General features: G+C 55.1%; 14 protein-coding genes. 6 read left to right on the top strand and 8 right to left on the bottom strand.

Going from position 1 to position 16,535, the window contains the following annotated elements:
- Positions 1–53: 53 nt before the first annotated feature.
- From IAI47_RS01065 to IAI47_RS01055, 3 genes are all read left to right on the top strand, one after another.
- Positions 54–953, top strand: a complete 900-nt coding sequence (locus IAI47_RS01065; protein WP_008926352.1) for a LysR family transcriptional regulator — start codon at positions 54–56, stop codon at positions 951–953.
- 45 nt (positions 954–998) lie between these two features.
- Complete coding sequence (yhjD, locus tag IAI47_RS01060; RefSeq protein ID WP_003852018.1) at positions 999–2,018, top strand: inner membrane protein YhjD; 1,020 nt, start codon at positions 999–1,001, stop codon at positions 2,016–2,018.
- A gap of 272 nt (positions 2,019–2,290) precedes the next feature.
- The gene (locus tag IAI47_RS01055; RefSeq protein ID WP_003852017.1) at positions 2,291–3,622 is read left to right on the top strand and encodes an MFS transporter; all 1,332 of its coding nucleotides are present in this window, start codon (positions 2,291–2,293) and stop codon (positions 3,620–3,622) included.
- 649 nt (positions 3,623–4,271) lie between these two features.
- Here the strand turns inward: IAI47_RS01055 and ilvC are convergent.
- Positions 4,272–5,747 (bottom strand): ketol-acid reductoisomerase, encoded by a 1,476-nt coding sequence (gene ilvC, locus IAI47_RS01050; protein WP_008926354.1) that lies wholly within the window; start codon positions 5,745–5,747, stop codon positions 4,272–4,274.
- 162 nt (positions 5,748–5,909) lie between these two features.
- Here ilvC and ilvY point away from each other — a divergent pair, with 162 nt between their 5' ends.
- Positions 5,910–6,791, top strand: a complete 882-nt coding sequence (gene ilvY / locus IAI47_RS01045) for an HTH-type transcriptional activator IlvY (RefSeq protein WP_008926355.1) — start codon at positions 5,910–5,912, stop codon at positions 6,789–6,791.
- Here the strand turns inward: ilvY and ilvA are convergent, their stop codons facing one another.
- The 6 genes from ilvA to ilvL form a co-directional block, all read right to left on the bottom strand.
- Positions 6,792–8,339 carry a threonine ammonia-lyase, biosynthetic gene (gene ilvA / locus IAI47_RS01040; RefSeq protein ID WP_008926356.1) on the bottom strand — a complete coding sequence of 516 codons (1,548 nt, stop codon included), beginning with the start codon at positions 8,337–8,339 and terminating at the stop codon, positions 6,792–6,794.
- Between the two features lie 2 nt (positions 8,340–8,341).
- Complete coding sequence (ilvD, locus tag IAI47_RS01035) at positions 8,342–10,192, bottom strand: dihydroxy-acid dehydratase (protein ID WP_008926357.1); 1,851 nt, start codon at positions 10,190–10,192, stop codon at positions 8,342–8,344.
- Positions 10,193–10,254: 62 nt separating this feature from the next.
- Positions 10,255–11,184 carry a branched-chain amino acid transaminase gene (locus tag IAI47_RS01030; protein WP_008926358.1) on the bottom strand — a complete coding sequence of 310 codons (930 nt, stop codon included), beginning with the start codon at positions 11,182–11,184 and terminating at the stop codon, positions 10,255–10,257.
- An 18-nt stretch (positions 11,185–11,202) separates the two neighbouring features.
- The gene (ilvM, locus tag IAI47_RS01025; protein ID WP_008926359.1) at positions 11,203–11,460 is read right to left on the bottom strand and encodes an acetolactate synthase 2 small subunit; all 258 of its coding nucleotides are present in this window, start codon (positions 11,458–11,460) and stop codon (positions 11,203–11,205) included.
- Complete coding sequence (gene ilvG / locus IAI47_RS01020) at positions 11,457–13,103, bottom strand: acetolactate synthase 2 catalytic subunit (protein ID WP_008926360.1); 1,647 nt, start codon at positions 13,101–13,103, stop codon at positions 11,457–11,459. The genes ilvM and ilvG overlap by 4 nt, the downstream gene beginning before the upstream one ends.
- Positions 13,104–13,253: 150 nt before the next feature.
- The gene (ilvL, locus tag IAI47_RS01015) at positions 13,254–13,352 is read right to left on the bottom strand and encodes an ilv operon leader peptide (protein WP_072101316.1); all 99 of its coding nucleotides are present in this window, start codon (positions 13,350–13,352) and stop codon (positions 13,254–13,256) included.
- Between the two features lie 330 nt (positions 13,353–13,682).
- Here ilvL and IAI47_RS01010 point away from each other — a divergent pair, with 330 nt between their 5' ends.
- Positions 13,683–15,203 carry a YifB family Mg chelatase-like AAA ATPase gene (locus IAI47_RS01010; protein WP_008926361.1) on the top strand — a complete coding sequence of 507 codons (1,521 nt, stop codon included), beginning with the start codon at positions 13,683–13,685 and terminating at the stop codon, positions 15,201–15,203.
- Positions 15,204–15,229: 26 nt separating this feature from the next.
- Here IAI47_RS01010 and IAI47_RS01005 read toward each other — a convergent pair whose 3' ends face one another.
- Positions 15,230–15,568, bottom strand: a complete 339-nt coding sequence (locus IAI47_RS01005; RefSeq protein ID WP_008926362.1) for a DUF413 domain-containing protein — start codon at positions 15,566–15,568, stop codon at positions 15,230–15,232.
- Between the two features lie 120 nt (positions 15,569–15,688).
- Here IAI47_RS01005 and hdfR point away from each other — a divergent pair, with 120 nt between their 5' ends.
- Positions 15,689–16,522 carry an HTH-type transcriptional regulator HdfR gene (gene hdfR / locus IAI47_RS01000; RefSeq protein ID WP_008926363.1) on the top strand — a complete coding sequence of 278 codons (834 nt, stop codon included), beginning with the start codon at positions 15,689–15,691 and terminating at the stop codon, positions 16,520–16,522.
- The last annotated feature ends 13 nt before the right edge of the window (positions 16,523–16,535 follow it).

The raw sequence follows: 16,535 nt of genomic DNA, 5'->3' as shown, positions 1-16,535 counted from the left end.
ACAGGGGTAAACGCGCATCACTGTTTCAATAAAAACAACAATCGGTGAACAACATGGACAAAATTCACGCAATGCAGGTCTTCGTGCGGGTGGCAGAAATGGGCAGTTTTACCCGCGCAGCAGAAAGTTTAGGTGTGCCGAAAGGCAGTGTATCCCGGCAGATCCAGGCGCTGGAGAATCAAATGGCAACACGTTTGTTGCATCGCACCACGCGCCGGGTGCAACTCACCCAGGATGGATTAGTCTATTACGATCGCTGTCTGGATTTATTGTCGATGATTGACGATATGGACAGCCTGTTTCAGCACGAACCCGCCTCGCTCAGCGGTAAACTCCGGGTGGATATGTCGGTGGCGATGGCCACCGGTTTTATCCTGCCACGACTGCCCGAATTTTTGCAGCACTATCCCGGCATAGAGATTGAGCTGAGTAGCAGCGATCGTCAGGTGGATGTGATCCGCGAAGGGTTTGATTGTGTCCTTCGGGTTGGCGAACTCAAAGATTCGGGGCTGATTGCGCGAAAAATTGGTACCCATACCTTGATTAACTGCGCCAGCCCTGGCTACCTTTCGCGGTTCGGGATGCCCATCCGGCTGGAAGAGCTGTCGCAGCATGCGATGGTGCATTACAGCCAGCAACTCGGTCAGGCATCACCCGGATTTGAATATTTTGATGGCAGGCAGTGCCATTACGTTCATACCGGCGGCGTGGTGACGGTGAACAGCACCGAAACCTATCGCGCCGCCTGCCTGGCGGGCTTAGGGATTATTCAGGTGCCTGCCGCCGGCATTCAGACATTGCTGGAAAGGGGTGAGCTGGTGGAAGTGCTGCACCGCTTTCCCGCCAGGCCGATGCCGATCCATCTGCTCTATCCGCACCGGCGCAATGTGGCACGTCGCGTGCGGGTATTTATGGAGTGGCTGAGTCAGGTGTTACAGGAGTACGTCACCTGAGCGGCTATACTTTGATTTTAATGATAAACAGGACAGTGAAGGTCTATGACAGACAAGCAGGAAAATCCGCAGGATTTGCAGCCACAAAAGCCGCTTATCGATATTAAAACCGGCAACCACACCGTAGATGAATCTATTGTTCGCGTGTCGCGTTTCGCCACCTGGTTTCAGGCTATTCCGGCGGTGGCGCATTTCATTCGCGCCCTTGACCGCTTTAACGATCGGCTCGGCAGCCAGTTTGGCGCGGCGATTACCTATTTTTCGTTTTTATCGCTGATTCCCATTCTGATGGTGTCGTTCGCCGCCGTGGGTTTTGTGCTGGCATCGAATCCGGATTTGCTGACCGATATCATCAACAAAATCGTCAGCAGCATCAGCGACCCGACACTGGCAACCACGCTGAAAAATACGGTGAATACCGCGATTCAGCAGCGTGCCACCGTGGGGATTACCGGTTTACTGCTGGCGCTCTACTCCGGCCTTAACTGGATGGGTAACCTGCGTGAAGCGATTCGTGCCCAGTCGCGCGACGTATGGGAACGCAAACCGGATGACAAGGAGAAGATCTGGAAGCGTTATATTCGCGATCTGCTGTCGCTGGCGGGTCTGATGCTGGCGCTGGTGATTACGCTGTCGCTGACCTCGGTAGCCGGCTCTGCGCAGGCCTCTATCGTGAGTGCGCTGGGCCTGGATGGCATTGACTGGTTGCGGCCTGCGCTGACCATTATCGCCACCTCGATTTCCGTTATGGCGAACTATCTGCTTTTCCTGTGGATTTTCTGGATTCTGCCACGTCATAAGCCACGTAAGAAAGCGTTGTTCCGCGGGACACTGCTGGCGGCAATCGGCTTTGAGGTGATTAAGTTTGTGATGACGCTGACACTGCCGAAGATGGCGACCTCGCCTTCCGGTGCCGCCTTTGGTTCAGTGCTCGGCCTGATGGCATTCTTCTACTTCTTCGCTCGTCTGACGCTGTTCTGTGCTGCGTGGATCGCCACTGCCAAATATAAAGACGACCCACAGATGCCTGAAGCGGGCAGCGCGTCACGACACAAATCATCGTAATCCGTTAACAACAGCGGAAAATATTTCCCCTCGGCTATTTTTTAATCAGATAACAGGATGAATAGCTGAGGGGTCACTTTTATTTAGCCCTTTCTTAGAGTATCCCGCCATATATCGTCCGGTTTACCCCGGTATCACCCGGTATTCACAGCACCACAGAAATTATCCTCTTTTTGCCCTCTGAAGCCAGACGCGGCGCGGGTTTTCATCATTGAATGCGCCCTGGCAGATGCGTAAGATTCTTTATCTGTATTTACAAATAAGAAACAGTTATGCAAGCCTCCCTCACAGACACACTCGACAAACAGCAGGATCCCACGCCGGTTAACTCACGCAGTAAAGTGGTGATTGCCTCGCTGGTCGGTACGGCCATCGAATTCTTCGACTTTTATATTTATGCCACGGCTGCGGTAATTGTTTTCCCGCACATTTTCTTCCCGCAGGGTGATGCCACGGTCGCAACGCTACAGTCGCTGGCCACTTTCGCTATCGCCTTTATCGCGCGTCCGATTGGCTCAGCGGTGTTTGGTCACTTTGGCGATCGCGTCGGGCGTAAAGCCACGCTGGTTGCCTCGCTGCTGACCATGGGTATTTCCACCGTGGTGATTGGTCTGCTACCCAGCTATGAGACGATTGGCGTGATGGCGCCGCTGCTGCTGGCGCTGGCGCGTTTTGGTCAGGGACTGGGGCTGGGTGGAGAATGGGGTGGTGCGGCGCTGCTGGCGACGGAAAATGCGCCAGCGAAGAAGCGTGCGCTTTACGGTTCGTTCCCTCAGTTGGGTGCGCCGATTGGCTTTTTCTTCGCTAACGGGACTTTCCTGCTGCTTTCATGGCTGCTGACCGACGAGCAGTTTATGCAGTGGGGCTGGCGCGTGCCGTTTATTCTCTCTGCCGTGCTGGTGCTGGTTGGTCTGTATGTGCGCGTTTCGCTGCATGAGAGTCCGGTGTTTGCCAAAGTGCAGAAAGAGAAGAAGCAGGTTCGGGTGCCGATTGCGGCGCTGCTGAGCAAGCATCTGACCGCCACGATTCTCGGCACTTTTATCATGCTGGCGACCTATACGCTGTTCTATATCATGACCGTCTATTCGATGAGTTATGGCACCACGGCAGCACCGGCGGGTCTGGGCATTCCGCGTAACAGTATGCTGTGGATGCTGATGCTGGCGGTGATTGGCTTTGGGGTGATGGTACCGATTGCTGGTTTGCTGGCTGACCGTTTTGGTCGTCGCAAGACGATGATTACCATTACGCTGATGATTATCGGGTTTTCGTTCCTGTTCCCGGCAATGCTTGGTTCAGGTTCACAGGCGCTGGTGATGGCGTTTCTGCTGCTGGGTCTGAGCATTATGGGGCTGACGTTTGGCCCGATGGGCGCGCTGCTGCCGGAGCTGTTCCCGACTGAAGTGCGTTATACCGGCGCATCGTTCTCCTATAACCTCTCCTCGATTCTGGGTGCCTCCGTTGCGCCTTATATTGCGACCTGGCTAAATGCCCATTATGGTTTGCAGGCGGTGGGGCTGTATCTTGCGTCAATGGCAGTACTGACGCTGATCGCGTTGCTGGCCTGTAAAGAGACGCGTCACCAGACGCTTTATGACGTGTAATCCGGTTGGATGAAGGTCAGTGAAACCCGGCAGATGCCGGGTTTTTTTATGGGTTGTTGAGTAAATAAAGGGCGTTTCAGGGAGCATACATCTACTCCGCAGGGTTTAAAGTGTCGCCTTGAGGTCAGGTAGCAGGCTCAGGGCGCATACGCCTTTCGCAAAGACGTAAAAGACGCCATCCCTGGCAGGCTCAGCGCGGCCGATTACGCACCTCATCCCTGAGGTGCGCCCGTAGCTGGGCCACGCATTGCGTTATTCAAAAACGCTCCCGCCGTTTTTGTCCCTGGCCCGTGATGCTTTGCTACAGGCGTATGCTCCCATCGCCTGAAGCAGGTTAGCTGTCAGTTTGAAGATCTTGCATAGTGCTAATGAGGCAGGGTGATTCGGGCAGCAATGAAGAAGCTTGAGGGCACTGGCAACACGGGCAGAGGAGGAAAGCGTCCCGCGCCAGGGACGGCGCGGGCCGAGCATGCCAGGGATGGCGGGTTTTGCGTCTTTCCGATCTGACCGTATTGCCTGTGCAGCTCGATCTTACAGCGAAGCAGGCAGTGCAGGCTCCGTTCCTACAGCGAACCTTCCAGGCAGTGTTCCCAAACAAAAAACCCCGGCGAGCCGGGGTTTGTTTTGCTGAAAATTGTGATGAGGTTGATTAGCCCGCGACAGCGATGCGCTTCATGTCGGTCATGTAGCCACGCAGTTTGCGGCCAACGGTTTCAATCGGGTGCTGGCGAACGGCTTCGTTGACGTCACGCAGCTGCGCGTTATCAACCTGAGTGCCTTCAACCGCTTTACCCAGATCGCCTGGCTGCAATGTGGTCATGAACTCTTTCAGCAGCGGAACTGCGGCGAAGGAGAACAGATAGTTACCATATTCGGCAGTATCAGAGATAACCACGTTCATTTCATACAGACGCTTACGGGCGATGGTGTTAGCAATCAGCGGCAGCTCATGCAGTGATTCGTAGTAAGCAGACTCTTCAATGATGCCGGCGTCTACCATGGTTTCAAACGCCAGCTCAACGCCCGCTTTCACCATCGCTACCATCACAACACCTTTGTCATAGTATTCCTGCTCTTCGATTTTGCCTTCATACTGTGCGGCGGTTTCAAACGCGGTCTGGCCGGTCTCTTCACGCCAGGTCAGCAGGTTTTTATCATCATTTGCCCAGTCAGCCATCATACCGGAAGAGAATTCACCAGAGATGATGTCATCCATATGCTTCTGGAACAGCGGCGCCATGATGGTTTTCAGCTGCTCTGACAGCGCATAGGCGCGCAGTTTCGCCGGGTTAGAAAGACGATCCATCATCAGGGTGATACCACCAAACTTCAGTGACTCGGTGATGGTTTCCCAGCCGAACTGAATCAGTTTTTCTGCGTAAGCCGGATCGGTACCTTCAGCCACCAGCTTGTCGAAGCAGAGCAGTGAACCCGCCTGCAACATGCCACACAGGATAGTCTGCTCACCCATCAGGTCAGATTTCACTTCTGCAACGAAGGAGGATTCCAGCACGCCAGCACGATCGCCGCCAGTCGCAGCTGCCCAGGCTTTAGCAATCGCCATGCCTTCGCCTTTTGGATCATTTTCAGGGTGAACCGCGATCAGCGTCGGCACACCAAAGCCACGTTTGTACTCTTCACGCACTTCAGTACCCGGGCACTTCGGCGCCACCATCACAACAGTGATGTCTTTACGGATGCTTTCGCCCACTTCAACGATGTTGAAACCGTGTGAGTAGCCCAGTGCAGCGCCATCTTTCATCAGCGGCTGAACAGCCTGAACCACAGCAGAATGCTGCTTGTCTGGCGTCAGGTTAACCACCAGGTCAGCCTGCGGGATCAGCTCTTCGTAAGTACCCACTTTGAAACCGTTATCGGTCGCTTTGCGCCATGAAGGGCGTTTCTCCGCAATCGCTTCAGCACGCAGTGCATAAGCAACGTCCAGACCGGAATCGCGCATGTTCAGACCCTGGTTCAGGCCCTGCGCACCACAGCCAACGATAACGACTTTTTTGCCTTTCAGGAAACTGGCACCATCCGCGAATTCATCACGTGCCATGAAGCGGCATTTGCCTAATTGCGCCAGCTGGTTGCGCAGGTTCAATGTGTTGAAATAGTTAGCCATGGGTACTCCAGTAAGGTTGTGTTTGCTTTTTTTGTTCAGGAACGGCGAATCGTGCAGCGCCGCGAATGACCCCATCATATGACAGGAATTCTGTTGCTTAAATTGATATATTAACAACGTCACATTGCAATAAATGCAACACCACTCAGAGGCGACGCGCACATGGATTTACGGGATCTGAAACTGTTTCTTCATCTGGCAGAAAGCTGCCACTTCGGGCGCACTGCGCGTGCGATGCACGTCAGCCCTTCCACGCTGTCACGCCAGATCCAGCGGCTTGAAGAAGATGTCGGCCATGCGCTGTTTCTGCGTGATAACCGCACCGTGACGCTGACGGAAGCGGGCGAACGCCTGCGCCAGTTTGCCCAGCAGACGCTGTTGCAGTATCAGCAACTGCGCCATGTGATGGATCTTAACGGCCCGTCACTCAGCGGCGAACTGCGACTGTTCTGTTCTGTGACGGCGGCCTACAGTCATCTGCCGCCCATCCTTGACCGCTTTCGCGCTGAACATCCGCAGGTCGAAATCAAACTGGATACCGGCGATGCCGCGGATGCGGTGGAAAAAGTGCACTCCGGCGATGCCGATCTGGCGATTGCGGGACGGCCTGAAACCCTGCCCGCCAGCATTGATTTTATGCCACTGGGGCTGATCCCGCTGGTACTGATTGCGCCTGCGCTGCCCTGTGCTGTTCGCACCCAGGCCACACAGCCGCAGCCCGACTGGTCAAAAATTCCGTTTATCCTGCCGGTGCAGGGACCTGCACGACGGCGTATCGACCTCTGGTTCCGCCGTCAGCGCATCCCGAATCCGGTGATTTACGCCACCGTATCGGGTCATGAGGCGATTGTCTCGATGGTGGCGCTGGGCTGCGGTATTGCACTGTTGCCGGATGTGGTGCTGGAGAACAGCCCGGACCCGGTGCGTAACCGCGTGCTGTTACTGGAGAATATTGACTCGGTTGCACCGTTCGAGCTCGGCATTTGCGTGCAAAAAAAGCGGCTCGGAGAGCCGCTGATCAGTGCTTTCTGGAGTCAGCTGTAATCAGTTGCCTGACAGGAAGAAGCGGAACGCCGGGTTCTGGCTTTCGTCATGAAAGTCGTAACCCAGATCGGTGAGATGCTCCTCGAAACGTGGCTCATCGCTGCCGAGTTCAAAAGCCGCCAGCACACGACCATAGTCGGTGCCGTGGCTGCGGTAGTGAAACAGCGAGATATTCCAGTGAGTGCCCAGCGTCTGCAGGAACTTCAGCAACGCGCCAGGTGCCTCCGGGAATTCAAAGCTGAAGAGCCGTTCACGCAGCGGCTTGGAGGGACGTCCGCCCACCATGTAGCGCACGTGCAGTTTCGCCATCTCATCATCTGAAAGATCGACCACCTGATAACCGCCGCTGGTGAGCTCGCTGATGATTTCGCTACGCTCCTCTACGCCACGGGTCAGACGCACGCCAACAAAGATGCAGGCTTTGTCCGCATCCGCGTAGCGATAGTTGAACTCGGTAATGGAACGTCCGCCCAGCGTCTGACAGAAGCGCAGGAAGCTGCCCTGCTGTTCCGGGATGGTGACGGCCAGCAGCGCTTCACGCTGCTCGCCCAGCTCACAACGCTCGGAGACGTAACGCAGGCCGTGGAAGTTGACGTTGGCACCTGATAACACATGCGCCAGCCGCTCGCCTTTGATCTCGTGCTGCTGGATATACTTTTTCATGCCCGCCAGCGCCAGCGCGCCAGACGGCTCCGCCACGGCACGAACATCTTCGAACAGATCTTTCATCGCCGCGCAAATCGCATCGCTATCGACGGTGATAATGTCATCAATGTAAGCCTGACAGAGCCGGAAGGTCTCGCTGCCAATCCGTTTGACCGCGACGCCTTCGGCAAACAGCCCGACGCGCGGCAGATCGACCGGATGACCCGCTTCCAGTGCGGCTTTCAGGCAGGCTGAATCTTCTGACTCCACCGCAATCACTTTGATTTGCGGCATCAGCTGCTTGATCAGCACAGCCACGCCGGCGGCCAGACCGCCGCCGCCAACCGGGACAAAGACCCGGTCAAGGTGCGCATCCTGCTGCAACAGCTCCATCGCCAGCGTGCCCTGTCCGGCAATGACAGCCGGATGGTCAAACGGCGGCACGAAGGTGTAGCCGCGCTGTTCAGCGAGCTCTATCGCTTTGGCTTTCGCCTCATCAAAGTTGGCACCAAACAGGAAAGCCTCACCGCCAAATGCGCGCACTGCATCAACCTTGATGTCTGCGGTCGCCAGCGGCATCACAATCAGTGACTTGATGCCCAGTTTCGTCGCGGAGAGTGCCACGCCCTGCGCATGGTTACCGGCTGACGCCGTCACCACGCCGCGCGCTTTCTGCTCTTCGTTCAGACCGGCAATCATCGCGTAAGCACCGCGCACCTTGAAACTGTGCACCGGCTGGCGATCTTCCCGCTTCACCAGAATGGTGTTGCCGAGACGCGCTGAAATTTTTTCCATAACCTGCAGCGGCGTCACCTGTGCCACTTCATACACCGGTGAACGCAGCACTGCGCGCAAATATTCGGCGCCGCCAGGCGCGTCAGGTAGCGGTTGAGACTCGGCCATTTTTAGCCTCCCAGCTTGCTCTTATCGCGGACGGCGCCTTTGTCAGCACTGGTCGCGAGTAATGCGTAAGCACGCAGCGCAAAGGAGACTTCACGCTGACGATTGACCGGCGTATAGGCCGCATCGCCACGTGCCTGCTGCTCTTCACGGCGGGCGTGCAGTTCGTTATCCGGCACAGCGAGTTTGATGCCGCGATTAGGGATATCGATTTCAATGGTATCGCCATCTTTGACCAGCGCAATGGTGCCGCCGTTAGCCGCTTCCGGCGAAGCGTGGCCGATAGAGAGGCCCGACGTACCGCCGGAGAACCGACCGTCGGTGATCAGTGCGCAGCTTTTGCCCAGGCCCATCGATTTCAGATAGGTGGTCGGATAGAGCATTTCCTGCATGCCCGGCCCACCTTTTGGTCCTTCGTAGCGGATGACGACCACGTCGCCTGCCACAACTTTGCCGCCCAGAATCGCTTCTACCGCGTCATCCTGGCTTTCATAGACTTTAGCCGGACCCGTGAAGGTCAGGATCTCTTTGTCTACGCCCGCCGTTTTAACGATACAGCCATCTTCGGCGATGTTGCCGTAAAGCACGGCCAGACCGCCATCCTGCGAGTAAGCGTTTTCGCGGGTGCGGATACAGCCTTCGGCACGATCATCATCCAGCGTGTCCCAGCGGCAGTTCTGTGAGAACGCCTGGGTAGTACGGATGCCTGCCGGGCCAGCGCGGAACATATCTTTCACCGCCTGATCTTTGGTCAGCATGATGTCGTACTGATCCAGCGTTTCACGCATCGTCTGCTGCAGAATATTACGGGCGCTGCTGTCGAACAGGCCTGCGCGATCCAGCTCGCCCAGAATCGCAAAAACCCCACCCGCGCGATGCACATCTTCCATGTGATATTTCGGGGTACTTGGCGCGACTTTACAAAGCTGAGGCACTTTACGTGACAGGCGATCGATGTCGGAGATATTAAAGTCGATGTCGCCTTCCTGTGCCGCCGCCAGCAGGTGCAATACGGTGTTGGTGGAACCGCCCATGGCGATATCCAGCATCATGGCGTTCTCGAAAGCGGCCTTGTTAGCGATGTTACGTGGCAGCATGTTGACGTCATCCTGCTCGTAGTAGCGCTTGGTCAGACTGACGATGCGCTTACCGGCATTGATGAACAGCTCTTTGCGATCGGCGTGCGTGGCCAGCAGTGATCCGTTGCCAGGCTGCGACAGGCCCAGAGCTTCGGTCAGACAGTTCATCGAGTTGGCGGTGAACATACCGGAGCAGGAGCCACAGGTCGGGCAGGCAGAGCGTTCGATCTGATCGCTGTCGGCATCGCTGACGTTCGGGTTGGCCCCCTGAATCATCGCATCCACCAGATCCAGCTTGATGATTTTATCAGAAAGCTTGGTTTTACCCGCTTCCATCGGTCCACCGGAAACAAAGATCACCGGAATATTCAGGCGCAGTGACGCCATCAGCATTCCCGGCGTGATTTTATCGCAGTTAGAGATGCAGACCATGGCGTCTGCGCAGTGCGCGTTGACCATGTACTCGACCGAGTCGGCAATCAGTTCGCGCGAAGGCAGTGAATACAGCATGCCGCCATGACCCATGGCAATACCGTCATCCACCGCGATGGTGTTGAACTCTTTAGCCACACCACCTGACGCTTCAATCTGCTCAGCGACGAGTTTACCCAGGTCGCGGAGGTGAACGTGGCCAGGGACAAATTGGGTGAATGAGTTAACCACAGCGATAATCGGCTTGCCGAAATCGTCGTCGGTCATTCCTGTCGCGCGCCATAAGGCACGGGCACCCGCCATATTGCGGCCGTGGGTGGTAGTGGCGGAACGGTACTTAGGCATGCTCTATTTACTCCAGTAAGAATAAGCTCGCGGACGTCAGATGACGCCCGCGCTGTATCTGATTATGGGTTAACCGGATCTAACCAGCCCCACTTGTCTTCTGTTTCGCCAGTGAACAGACCAAAGAAGGCCTCCTGGATGCGTTTGGTGACCGGACCACGTTTGCCTTCGCCCACCTGAATGCGATCCACGCTGCGTACCGGCGTGATTTCTGCGGCGGTGCCAGACATAAAGACTTCGTCAGCCAGATAGAGCGACTCACGCGACAGCGTCTGCTCACGCACTTCAATGCCCATATCGCGCGCCAGCGTGATGATGGCATCGCGGGTGATACCTGGCAGTGCAGAGGAGGTGAATGGCGGCGTAAACAGCACACCATCTTTAACTTCAAACAGGTTCTCGCCAGCACCTTCTGAAATCAGGCCATTGGTGTCCAGCGCGATACCTTCCTGATAACCGTGACGACGGGCTTCGCTGCCCACCAGCAGTGAGGAGAGGTAGTTACCACCCGCTTTCGCGGCGGTTGGCAGGGTATTTGGCGCAACGCGGTTCCATGAGGAGACCATCGCATCGATGCCGTTTTCCAGCGCTTCTGCGCCCAGGTATGCGCCCCACGGGAAGGCAGCAATGATCACATCGGTGGTGAAGCCGTCTGGCGGGTTCACGCCCAGGCCCACATCGCCAACAAAGGCCAGCGGACGGATATAAGCACTTTTCAGTTTGTTCAGGCGGATGACTTCGCGGCACGCTTCCATCAGCTCATCAACGCTGCTTTTAATCGGGAAGCGGTAGATTTTGGCGGAGTCGTGCAGACGTTGCATGTGTTCGCGATGACGGAACACAACCGGTCCTTTGTGAGAGTCGTAGCAACGCACGCCTTCAAATACCGACGTACCGTAGTGCAACGCGTGAGACATGACGCTGACCTTCGCATCTTCCCACTTAACCATCTCGCCATTGAACCAAATAAAGTCTGCTTTCTTCGTGCTCATTGTTATTTCCTCTCGCGGCTACGCGCGGATTTGTTGTGTTGTCTGTTGTTGAATCTGAACGCATGCAACGTCGATCAATTTACTTAACTGCGAAGACAGTAAATCGACGGAGCGCTGGCTGGCAACGGTCATTTCAATATTAATGTTTTCTGCGTTAGCGACTGAGGCCATGTTCATAGAACAGACCTGAAAACCGCGGTGACGCACGACGCGTAAAATGCGCTCTAATATTTCAGGGCGGAAACGGGCTTCGATAGACAATTGATGCTGGTTCATACGGTTTTCTCCATCATGTTTGCATTGCTGGCACCCGGCGGTACCAGTGGCCAGACGTTTTCATGCTCATCTATTGCAACATGCAGGAAGTAAGGACCTTCGCTGTTCAGCAGAGCATCAAGGGCGGCGTCGACCTGATCTTTACGGGTAATGCGCTGGCCAGGAATGTTGAACGCGCTGGCCAGCGTGAGGAAGTCGGGATTATCGGACAGATTGGTTTCGCTGTAGCGACCGTCAAAAAAGAGCTGCTGCCACTGGCGCACCATGCCCAGACGCTGGTTATCCATCAGTACGATTTTAACCGGCAGCTTGCCGCGCTTGATGGTACCCAGTTCCTGAATGTTCATCATGATGGAGCCATCACCCGAGACACAGATAACCGTATCTTCCGGGCGTGCAACCTGTGCGCCGATAGCGGCAGGCAAACCAAAGCCCATGGTGCCTAAACCACTGGAGGTGATGAAGTTTTCCGGTGCGCTAAATGCCATGTGCTGTGCCGTCCACATCTGATGCTGACCAACGTCGGTGGTCACAACAGTATTGGCCGGTTTGCGATCGGAAAGCTGCTTCAGCAACAGCGGCGCATAGATCGCTTCGCCTGGATGGTCATAGCGCCATGAGTGACTGGCTTTAAGCGCTTTCACCTCATCACGCCAGGCGTTGATATGCAGCGGCTGACTCAGAGCAGGCAGCAATTCGTTGAGATCACCCTGCAGAGAGACGTGTGCGCGACGTAATTTGTTTAACTCAGCGGGATCGATGTCGAGATGAATCACGCTGGCGTGGGGTGCAAAGGTATCCAGCTTGCCGGTGACGCGGTCGTCGAAGCGCGCACCGACCGCGATCAGCAGGTCACATGCCTGTACGGCCAGGTTAGCGGCTTTGGTGCCGTGCATCCCCAGCATGCCCAGATAGACCTCACTGTATGGATCCACACTGCCTAAGCCTTTCAGGGTAGCCACTGCCGGAATACCGGTTTCTTCTGCCAGCGCACGCAGTGCCGGAACAGCCTGCGCCAGACCGACGCCACCGCCAACGTAGAGCATGGGTTTTCTGGCCTGCGCCATCAGTGCACGTGCTTCGTGAATTGCCTGATGTGGCAGCGCGCTTCCCTCTTCTACCGGCACCAGATGCGGTGCGGGCTCACCCTGCGCAATCTGAATGTCTTTCGGGATATCAACCAGCACCGGACCCGGACGACCCGACTGCGCCAGCGCAAAGGCTTCCGCCATGATAGCGGGCAGCTCATCCAGCGACTCGACCAGGAAGCTGTGCTTGGTACAGGCCAGCGAGAGTCCCAGTACGTCGATCTCCTGGAAAGCATCGGTGCCGATGAAGGCAGAGGTCACCTGACCGGTGATTGCCACAACCGGAACCGAATCCATCATGGCATCCGCCAGGCCCGTAATCAGGTTAGTCGCGCCAGGGCCTGAAGTGGCGATACAGACGCCAGTTTTGCCGGTTGAGCGGGCATAGCCAATCGCCGCCATCACTGCGCCCTGCTCATGACGACACAGTAGGTGTTCCACGCCGCCATCATAGAGCGCGTCGTATACCGGCATGATTGCGCCGCCAGGGTAACCAAATACGGTATTAACCCCCTGCGCGCGTAAAGCCTGAACTACCCACTGTGCACCTGTCATCGCTATTCTCCTGTGTCCTGACCGGAACAACAGAATTTTATGCTACTGTTCATTGTTTGTTCCTTGTGGATTTACTGATATTTCCTCGGGTCGAAAAAAAACCCCCGGACCTTTCGGTGCGGGGGTTTTTTCGGATTCGAGGCTTGATTTTTAAGCCTTTCTTTCTCCAAGCGTTGCCCCGCACGGTAGGTTAATAACCACCACCACGCTAATCACGACCAGGCTAATCACTTGTAGAAGGGCTTTCATGTGTTGTTCAATTCTTTTACGTGTTCGAAGTAATGCCTACAGAGTTATCATAGTCAGGGGTTATGGCACAACTTTTTTTACAGACTTTTTTTAACCACAGGCGCTGGATAACGACCTATCAACCTGTATTACAAGAAATAATTACGTGATGATAATTATTCATCACTTTAGTGGCGTAATCATGTTTTGATGAATTTGCGCGCAGTCGCACAAGGTTTCAATACGGCATGAAAAAAACGCTGATGAGCTGGACGATGGCCCGAACAGTGCTGATCATCCCCTCGCTTTCATTTGACGCTGTCACCAGACTGGCGGCAACAAGGAGCGAGTATGTCATTATCAAAAGTTCTGACCCGGGCAGCATTAGGCGTAGAAGCCCCGCTGGTGACCATTGAGGCGCATATCAGTAACGGCCTGCCAGCGTTAACACTGGTGGGTTTGCCTGAAACCACCGTGAAAGAGGCACGTGAGCGGGTCCGCAGCGCCATTATCAACAGTGGTTTTACCTTTCCGGCTAAGCGCGTCACCATCAATCTGGCCCCGGCAGATTTACCCAAAGAGGGCGGGCGGTATGACTTACCTATGGCGATCGCCATTCTGGTCGCCTCTGAGCAGCTTCCTGCCGATAAGCTGACGCACTATGAGTTTCTGGGTGAGCTGGCACTCGACGGCGCAGTGTGCGGTGTACAGGGCGCGATTCCAGCGGCTATGGTGGCGATACAGGCGGGAAGGCAGCTGGTGCTCTCCGTTGAAAATCAGGGTGATGCCGGACTCATCCGTCAGGGGTTGTCGCTGGTCGCCTCTCACCTCAGCCAGGTATGCGCCTTTCTGCGTAATGCGCTCACATTACCGACGGCCCAATACCCTGAACAGCAGGGCGACGTGCCGGCTGATGATCTCGCTGATGTCATTGGTCAGGAGCAGGGGCGCAGAGCACTGGAGATCACAGCGGCAGGCGGTCATAACCTGCTGCTGATTGGGCCACCGGGCACGGGTAAAACCATGCTCGCCACCCGACTGCCTGGCATAATGCCTTCTCTTAGCGATCAGGAAGCTCTGGAGTGCGCGGCAATCGACAGCCTGGTGAACAACAATACCCTGCACCGACAGTGGCGCACGCGGCCTTTCAGGTCACCTCACCATAGCGCATCTCTCTATGCTTTGATTGGTGGCGGATCATTGCCACGGCCCGGTGAGATATCCCTCGCGCACAATGGCGTACTGTTTCTGGATGAGTTACCGGAATTTGATCGCAAGGTACTGGACTCCCTGCGCGAGCCATTAGAGTCGGGCGTCATCGCTATTTCCCGTGCCCGGGCAAAAGTTACCTATCCGGCACGGTTTCAGCTGATCGCTGCGATGAATCCAAGTCCAACCGGGCATTATCAGGGACAACACAACCGCTGCTCACCCCAACAGGTTTTGCGGTATCTCAGCAAGCTATCAGGCCCTTTTTTGGATCGTTTTGATCTTTCGCTGGAGGTGCCGCTACTGCCGGGTGGGATGCTCAGCGGTCAGCGCGCCAGAGCGGAAGCGTCTGAGCAGGTACGTCATCGGGTGGTCGCGGCACGTAACATTCAGCTGGCCCGTACAGGCAAGATCAATGCGCATTTAAACAATGCAGAGATTATGCGCTGGTGTCAGCCTGCCAAAGAAGACGCGGAGTGGCTGGAGTCCGTGCTGGAGAAACTGGGTTTGTCTGTGCGGGCATGGCAGCGGATTTTGAAAGTGGCGCGTACCGTTGCCGATCTCGCGGGGGATACGGATATTAGCCGGTCACATCTGCAGGAAGCGGTCAGTTACCGTACAATAGATCGATTAATGATTCATCTGCACAACAGCCTGCAATAAAAAAAGGGGCTTTCGCCCCTTCTCTGTTAATCGTCGCTGTCGGTAAAGTCTTCAACGGTGTCCATCTGCGGTTTACCGCCAGAGAGCGTATGAAAACGCTTAGGACGCTTAATGCGGGTCATATACTTAGACCACACGCGCTCAGCTTCCGTTTGCGGCTCACGCACGCCACGACACACTTCAATAAACAAACGTTCTTCTTCAGTTACAGGCTCACGCTTTGATAAATCCAGCTCATTAAAAGCAAAACCGTGGCGTTCAAGAAGCTGAGCCTCTTTAATAGTAAAGTCACCGTGGCGTGAGAAACCACGCGGGTAATGTTTGTTATCAAAGAAACGATTCTCTGTTGAGAAGCTTTCCGCCATGTTACACGCTCCTGATTTTCTAATGCCGTGCTGTTAATGGCGCGGAGTATTAGATAGGCTTGACAGAGTGTAAAACAAAACATTTAAATCTATACGACAAACATTTTTTGGGAGAACGCTGTGGATACGGAATTACTGAAAACTTTCCTGGAAGTGAGCAGGACACGTCATTTTGGGCGTGCTGCAGAAGCACTTTACCTTACGCAATCTGCTGTCAGTTTTCGCATCCGTCAGTTAGAAAATCAGCTTGGCGTTAATCTTTTTACACGGCATCGCAATAACATACGTCTGACAGCGGCAGGAGAGCGACTGCTTCCCTATGCTGAAAGCCTGATGAGCACCTGGATGATGGCGAAGAAGGAGGTTTCTCATACTCAGCAGCATCATGAGCTTTCTATAGGTGCCAGTGCATCTCTATGGGAAGCCTATCTGACGCCATGGCTACAGACGCTGTATGAGAATCGGGAGAGCCTGCATTTAGAAGCGCGCGTAGCACAGCGGCATCTGCTGGTTAAACAGCTTCATGAGCGCCAGCTGGATCTGTTGATTACCACTGAAGCGCCTAAGATGGATGAGTTAACCAGTCAGCAGATTGGTCATATTTCACTGGCGCTGTTCTGCGCCCGGCAGAGCGAAAAGCGTGAGAAATATGATTATATTAAGCTGGAATGGGGAGCTGATTTTCATCAGCATCAGAGCTATCTATCGGGGGCTGATGATGTGCCGGTCCTCTCCACAACGTCAGCGCATGTCACCCGTGAACTGCTGCATACCACCGGCGCATGCGCGTTTCTGCCGGACTTCTGGCAAAGTGTTTACAGTGAGTTGATGATGATTCCGGATACACCCGTTGCCGTTCGTCCGCTCTATGCTGTCTGGTTGCAGAACAGCGATCAGCAGGCACACATCCGCCAGTTGCTTAAATTCCCGATTCTGGTCAGGCAAAACAGCTGAATTTACGGGAAAA

This window comes from Pantoea sp. MT58 (genome assembly GCF_014495885.1).
GTDB classification, from domain to species: domain Bacteria; phylum Pseudomonadota; class Gammaproteobacteria; order Enterobacterales; family Enterobacteriaceae; genus Pantoea; species Pantoea eucalypti.
The sequence above is the reverse complement of the archived record's forward strand: the minus strand, read 5'-3'. Positions and strand labels throughout refer to the sequence as shown.

Coding starts and splice junctions, on each gene's coding strand:
- ilvD (WP_008926357.1), bottom strand. CDS start 10,192: ATGCCTAAGTACCGTTCCGCCACTACCACCCACGGCCGCAATATGGCG.
- yhjD (WP_003852018.1), top strand. CDS start 999: ATGACAGACAAGCAGGAAAATCCGCAGGATTTGCAGCCACAAAAGCCG.
- IAI47_RS01010 (WP_008926361.1), top strand. CDS start 13,683: ATGTCATTATCAAAAGTTCTGACCCGGGCAGCATTAGGCGTAGAAGCC.
- ilvG (WP_008926360.1), bottom strand. CDS start 13,103: ATGACAGGTGCACAGTGGGTAGTTCAGGCTTTACGCGCGCAGGGGGTT.
- IAI47_RS01030 (WP_008926358.1), bottom strand. CDS start 11,184: ATGAGCACGAAGAAAGCAGACTTTATTTGGTTCAATGGCGAGATGGTT.
- ilvM (WP_008926359.1), bottom strand. CDS start 11,460: ATGAACCAGCATCAATTGTCTATCGAAGCCCGTTTCCGCCCTGAAATA.
- ilvL (WP_072101316.1), bottom strand. CDS start 13,352: ATGAAAGCCCTTCTACAAGTGATTAGCCTGGTCGTGATTAGCGTGGTG.
- ilvC (WP_008926354.1), bottom strand. CDS start 5,747: ATGGCTAACTATTTCAACACATTGAACCTGCGCAACCAGCTGGCGCAA.
- ilvA (WP_008926356.1), bottom strand. CDS start 8,339: ATGGCCGAGTCTCAACCGCTACCTGACGCGCCTGGCGGCGCCGAATAT.
- IAI47_RS01055 (WP_003852017.1), top strand. CDS start 2,291: ATGCAAGCCTCCCTCACAGACACACTCGACAAACAGCAGGATCCCACG.
- IAI47_RS01065 (WP_008926352.1), top strand. CDS start 54: ATGGACAAAATTCACGCAATGCAGGTCTTCGTGCGGGTGGCAGAAATG.
- ilvY (WP_008926355.1), top strand. CDS start 5,910: ATGGATTTACGGGATCTGAAACTGTTTCTTCATCTGGCAGAAAGCTGC.
- IAI47_RS01005 (WP_008926362.1), bottom strand. CDS start 15,568: ATGGCGGAAAGCTTCTCAACAGAGAATCGTTTCTTTGATAACAAACAT.